Origin of the sequence: Streptomyces sp. NPDC047079 (genome assembly GCF_040643755.1) — a bacterium.
GTDB lineage: Bacteria > Actinomycetota > Actinomycetes > Streptomycetales > Streptomycetaceae > Streptomyces.
The window spans coordinates 253229-259228 of sequence record NZ_JBEYUZ010000009.1; the positions used below are offsets into that span (position 1 = coordinate 253229).

General features: G+C 66.8%; 4 protein-coding genes and 1 pseudogene. 4 read left to right on the plus strand and 1 reads right to left on the minus strand.

Annotation, left to right across the window (positions count from 1 at the left end; translation table 11 throughout):
* The first annotated feature begins 411 nt into the window (after positions 1 to 411).
* From ABZ823_RS15570 to ABZ823_RS15585, 4 genes are all read left to right on the plus strand, one after another.
* Positions 412 to 753, plus strand: coding sequence for a hypothetical protein (locus ABZ823_RS15570; RefSeq protein ID WP_361659308.1), 342 nt, complete (start codon positions 412 to 414; stop codon positions 751 to 753).
* A 33-nt stretch (positions 754 to 786) separates the two neighbouring features.
* Positions 787 to 1557, plus strand: a complete 771-nt coding sequence (locus ABZ823_RS15575) for an AAA family ATPase (protein WP_361659310.1) — start codon at positions 787 to 789, stop codon at positions 1555 to 1557.
* A 4-nt stretch (positions 1558 to 1561) separates the two neighbouring features.
* The gene (locus ABZ823_RS15580; protein WP_361659313.1) at positions 1562 to 3634 is read left to right on the plus strand and encodes a hypothetical protein; all 2073 of its coding nucleotides are present in this window, start codon (positions 1562 to 1564) and stop codon (positions 3632 to 3634) included.
* 293 nt (positions 3635 to 3927) lie between these two features.
* Positions 3928 to 5874: an acyl-CoA dehydrogenase family protein gene (locus tag ABZ823_RS15585; protein WP_361659315.1), complete on the plus strand. Its 1947-nt coding sequence runs from the start codon at positions 3928 to 3930 to the stop codon at positions 5872 to 5874.
* 35 nt (positions 5875 to 5909) lie between these two features.
* Here ABZ823_RS15585 and ABZ823_RS15590 read toward each other — a convergent pair.
* Positions 5910 to 6000, minus strand: a pseudogene (locus ABZ823_RS15590) (ABC transporter permease); the annotation flags it as partial.

A 6000-nucleotide genomic window follows, 5' to 3' on the forward strand; every position in this document is an offset into this window, starting at 1 on the left:
CCGGCCGTCTTCTTGCAGCCTCGCCCGCGCGGCAGCCGGGCCGCCGTCGTCGTAGCGTTCGAGCAGGGCGCGGTCGACCTAGGCGAGTCCGGTCGCCTCTGCCGGAAGGAAAGTGGAGAAGTCCTGCTCGCTCACCGGTCCGTCAGTACGCGGCTAGTCGTCCTCGTACAGGTCCTCCGGCAGCAGGTGCCGCGCCACCTGGGGACCCGCCGTCTCGGCACTGCCGGACCGGCCGCTGCTTTCCGCAGCGGTCACCGGCGCCTCACCGCGAACTCCTGCTGCGTACCAGACACTTCACGGCGATGCATCACCCGACCCTGATTCAGGGCCGCCCATGCAACCGGCGCCACATCTGTGGCACAGTGTCTGGGGGCCGTCACCGCAGGTGGCGGTTGGGGAGGGGGACTGCCAGTGAACATCACCTGGCCCGAGGCCGTCATTGCCGTTGTCATCATTGTGGCCGTGGTGGCGATAGCCGTTACGTTGCGCCACAGGCTGAAGAACGCGAGCATCCAGGGCTACGGCGTGCGCGCCAACCTTGAGGGTACGGAGCGGCAGGAGCCGCTGACCGACCAGGAGTTGCAAGCGCATGACTCCCTGGTCAAGAACTCCCATTTCTCGTTGGTGAAAGGGGTCCGTACCGCGTTCTTCCGCTCAAAGGTCAGAGGGACCGTCGTGCAGATCACCTCGGATGACGGCTCCGGCCGGACCCCTGGTGCCCCTGGCAGCACCGAGCCCCCGGAAGCGCGCTGAGCCGCTGCCGAAGAGCCGAAAGCGGGGAGTGGTGTGGTGCCGGGGCACCGTCAGGTTCACGTAGACCGCGCCGAACAACTGGCGCACGCCGCGGACATCGCTGCCGCGCGCACGCAGCGTAGGGCGCTCTTCCTCGAAGGGCAGGAAGGCATCGGCAAGACGTCCCTGTTGCTGGAGATCTACAGGCAGCACACGACCGGAGGCGTCTATTTCGTCGATCTCGGACGCATGGTTTCCCAAGTCGACGTGCTGAACGAGCTGGCCCGGCAAGCGAGGCAGCAGGAGATACCGGTGCCCGGCTACCGGACGGCGCGATCGCAATTCACACAGTCGGCTCAGGTGCAGGTCAACGACTTGCGTGCGAGGAACTCCAGCATCAGCCTGGTCATCAACGCATCCATTGACCGCAGTATTCAGCTGACATCCCTGAGTGACGCCTTGATGGAGAACCTGGCTTCCGACGCTCGGCGTCCTGTGATCTGCCTGGACGGCTTCGAACATTGTGAGGCGCCGATGCGCGACTGGCTCGGCAGGGACCTGTTACCGGATCTGCTGACGCAGCCCGGTACAAGCGTGTTCCTTGCCGGAAGGAACATCCCGCGGCTGTCCCAACCCCACGTCAGCTCGGTGCACACGATGGTGCTGCCGCCGTTCGGAGTCGACGCGGTGCAGGAGTGGATCGACTCACTGGGCTTCCACAGTCTCAAGAGGCGAGCAGTCAGGATCCACGACATGCATGACGGCATCCCGGGACTTATCGACGAGTTCTTCTCCACGCACATCGAGCCCCACGGAGACGAGTGATCCAATGGACCGGGACTCTGTCCTGCGTAGAGCTCTGGACTCCTTCGACCGGCTTCCTGGCGACGAACGACAGCTGATCGAGGCACTGATCGTCCATGAATGGTTCGGTGCTGCGATCATCGAGTACACCAGCGCAGCCCTGGGATTGACCGTCACGACAGCGCAGGTCGCGGCGTCCCCGGTGGTCTCCGGGGATCCGGTGCCTCACGTTTCCCCCGATCAGGAAGCGCGATACATCATCCGGCCGTTCCTGAGGTCGGGGCTGTTGGAACGTCTGCGCAGCGAGCGATCTTCCGTGTACCGCCAAGCGCACCGACTCGCCGCGACCTACTTCCACCAGCCACTGGAACCGCTGCAGAGCGACCGGTTGGACTGGTACGTCAAGGAGGTGCGTCATCTGGCGGCCGTCCGCCCGGAGACGGCATTCATGCGGCTGTCCTCCTTCGCCCACAGTGCCCTGACGTGCGGTTACACCGAGGCGGCGGGCCGGGCGGCCACCGCGGCCGTCGGCGCGGGAGTGCCTCTTCGTCCTGACGCGGTGTCTTTGGCCCGCACCATCAAGGCCCTGGCAGAGATCCTCAATGCACCTGCACACGTCGAGCACAGTGCAGTGATGGCGCTTGACGACCTGATCGTGCAGCAGCGGCCGCCCACCGACCCCGCGGCCTCGCGGATTCTCATGCTCGCCCGTGACCTCGTCGCGTACTACACGGAGCGGCTCGCTCCGGTCGCTCCCCTCACAGCTCAAGTGGCACCGAACGCTCTGACCACCGCGGACGCGCGCGGCCTGCCCGCCTCTTGGAACGCACTGCGCATGTTCGAAGACCTCGCCCATATGTCGGCCACGATCTCGACCCGCACTCATCGCGTCCACTTCCAGGACCTCGTCGGCGCCCACCAAAAGATCAGCACGAAGCTCAGCCCCCAGCTGGCCGCCGGGAACCATCCGCAGCAGAGCTCGCCGGTCATCGTTGACGTCCTGCCCTGGGAAGCCGACAGATTCCTGGACAAGTTGCACCTCAGTGAACGCAACGGCCCGAGGTTGCCCATGCTGACATCGACCGATGTGAAGCGGCTGTTCGCGAAAGGTGTCCACCAACTGCTGGACAGTGATGACAGCGCCGCCACTGGGAGCGCTTCCCGGGGGGAGCTTGTCCGCCAGCTGGACGCAGCCGCGTGGAGTGGTCAGGCGGACGAAATCACCGCTGCTATGCAGCGAGCGGCGGAGGCGGAGGACGTAGATCCCCACCTCAGGGGGCGTATCGCCGAAATGACCCGGTACATGCCTGTGGTAGCACTGATCGATACACACCCGGGGATCTCTTCGGAAGTCACCTATGAGTTCGACAGGAGTGGTGACACCAAACGTCTCGGCTGGGGCGTGATCGAAGTGGCGGTCGTTCTGGACTTCCTGAGTCACGTGCGACGCACCCACCTGGAGGTGGTCACGCCGCACGGGCTGATCCCGGCCGGCGAGCCCACCGTGGAGTCCGATTGGCCCGGTGTCAGCCTCAGGCCGGAGAGTGCCGAGGAAGAAGGTGTCCAGGAGTTCTCGGTCGATATCCCCCGCCGGGATGACGAGCAAGGCTGGCCGACGAGCGACCGGATCACCATGGTGCGCGTGCAGATGACCTATGTCTTGTCCAAGAAGGACTTCAATAACGTCCTGCGGATCAGTGGACTCTGCATGTTGATTTCCGCAGCCGGCCTGTTCCTGCCCTTTGTTCTCGCCCCGTCACTCTGGTCGCAGCTGGCCTCGATCGCGGCCTCGCTGTACGTCGTGATCGACAGTCTCATGCGTGGCCCCAAGCGGGATGTGGGTCACGAAGCCGGAGGCGAGAAGCTGCGCGTCTACGCGAACAAGCCCCTCAATATCGTGCTGCTCAGTAACGTCGTCGCCGCGATCATCGTGGCAGCGGCCGCCAACATTGAATACGGGGTCGGACAGTACCTCGCAGGTTTTGCCCTCTTCGTCTGTGCTGCTTCCTTCGTCGCCGTGTGGACGGCCCTGGCGCATCGACGGCGGTTCATTCCGCTTGAAGGGCGCCGGCGCGGTCTGCGCACTCTGGTTCCTTGAGCGAGAAGTACCCGTAGCCGGTAGAAATCATTTTCGATGTGCGGGAAGAAGCGGCCCGGCGCCGATGCCATCCGGCGCTGGGCACCCTTCGCCCGCGTGGTCTCCAAGGCACCGGCCGACTTGACACCGAGGCGTACTCCGTGGACGTCCGCCGAGCTTTTTCACCGGGTGTGCGGCTGCGCGAGGACTGGTGACCTCTCCCGGATTGGGGTACCAACGATCGAGTAGCACCGGTCGGTAACGTACGCCCGGGCTGCGACCCACAAGCCCCGATTCGCGGCGAGGTGAGCCTCATGTCCGCACCAACAGCTCCCACTCCCAAACCCACCGTCACCGAGCGTGAGGCCCGCCAGGTCGCGGAAGCCGCGCGCGAGCAGGACTGGCGCAAACCCAGCTTCGCCAAGGAACTGTTCCTCGGCCGCCTCCGGCTGGACCTGATCCACCCGCACCCGTTGCCCGCCGAGGAGGACGTGCAGCGCGGCGAGGAGTTCCTCGCCAAGCTGCGCGACTTCTGCGAGACACAGATCGACCCCGCCCGCATCGAGCGCGAGGCGCGGATCCCCGACGAGACCATCAACGGGCTCAAGGAGCTCGGCGCCCTCGGCATGAAGATCGATACGAAGTACGGCGGTCTCGGCCTCACCCAGGTGTACTACAACAAGGCGCTCGCCCTGGCCGGCTCCGCGAGCCCCGCGATCGGCGCGCTGCTGTCCGCGCATCAGTCGATCGGCGTACCGCAGCCGCTGAAACTGTTCGGCACCCAGGAGCAGAAGGAGAGGTTCCTCCCGCGCTGCGCCCGCACCGACATCTCGGCGTTCCTGCTCACCGAGCCGGACGTCGGCTCCGACCCGGCCCGCCTGGCCACCACGGCCGTGCCCGACGGGGACGACTACGTCCTCGACGGGGTGAAGCTGTGGACCACCAACGGCGTGGTCGCCGACCTGCTCGTCGTCATGGCGCGCGTACCGAGGTCCGACGGCCACCAGGGCGGCATCACGGCGTTCGTCGTGGAGGCCGCGTCCGAGGGCGTCACCGTCGAGAACCGCAACGCCTTCATGGGCCTGCGCGGCCTGGAGAACGGGGTCACGCGCTTCCACCGGGTCCGGGTCCCGGGCGCCAACCGGATCGGCCCGGAGGGTGCGGGCCTGAAGATCGCGCTGACCACGCTGAACACCGGCCGTCTGTCCCTGCCCGCGATGTGCGTCGGCGCGGGCAAGTGGTGCCTGAAGATCGCCCGCGAGTGGTCGGGGGCCCGGGAGCAGTGGGGCAAGCCGGTCGCCCTGCACGAGGCGGTCGGCACGAAGATCTCCTTCATCGCGGCGACCACCTTCGCCATGGAGGCCGTGGTCGACCTCTCGTCGCAGATGGCCGACGAGAACCGCAACGACATCCGCATCGAGGCCGCCCTCGCGAAGCTCTACGGCTCCGAGATGGCCTGGCTGATGGCCGACGAACTGGTCCAGATCCGCGGCGGACGCGGCTTCGAGACCGCGGAGTCCCTGAAGGCCCGCGGCGAGCGGGCGGTCCCCGCCGAGCAGATGCTGCGCGACCTGCGCATCAACCGTATCTTCGAGGGCTCCACGGAGATCATGCACCTGCTGATCGCCCGTGAGGCGGTGGACGCCCATCTGTCCGTGGCCGGTGACCTGATCGACCCCGACAAGTCCCTGGCCGACAAGGCGAAGGCGGGCGCGAACGCCGGCGTCTTCTACGCCAAGTGGCTGCCCAAACTGGTCGCCGGACAGGGCCAGATCCCCGGCGCCTACGGCGAGTTCCGCCAGGACGTCGACCTGTCCGGTCATCTGCGGTTCGTCGAGCGCAGCGCCCGCAAGCTCGCCCGGTCCACCTTCTACGGCATGTCCCGCTGGCAGGGCCGTATGGAGACCAAGCAGGGCTTCCTGGGCCGGATCGTGGACATCGGCGCCGAGCTGTTCGCGATGAGCGCGGCCTGCGTGCGCGCCGAGCACCTGCGCAGGAGCGGGCAGCACGGACGTGAGGCGTACCAGCTCGCCGATGTCTTCTGCCGGCAGGCCCGCATCCGCGTCGACGAACTGTTCGGCCGGCTGTGGAGCAACACCGACGACCTCGACCGGAAGGTGGTCAAGGGCGTCCTGAGCGGTACGTACGCGTGGCTGGAGCAGGGGGTCGTGGACCCCTCCGGCGACGGCCCCTGGATCGCGGAGGCCCGTCCGGGTGCGACCTCCCGCAAGGATGTACGGAGGAAGATCCCGAAAAGCTGATCCGGCAGCGCGAAGGCCCGGCGGCGAGCGCCGCCGAAGAGCGCGAGCACCCACCACCGTTCGCGCGCGTAGGGCCGCAGGTGCTCCAGCCAGCCGAGCGGGGAGAGCCAGGTCAGTACGGACGAG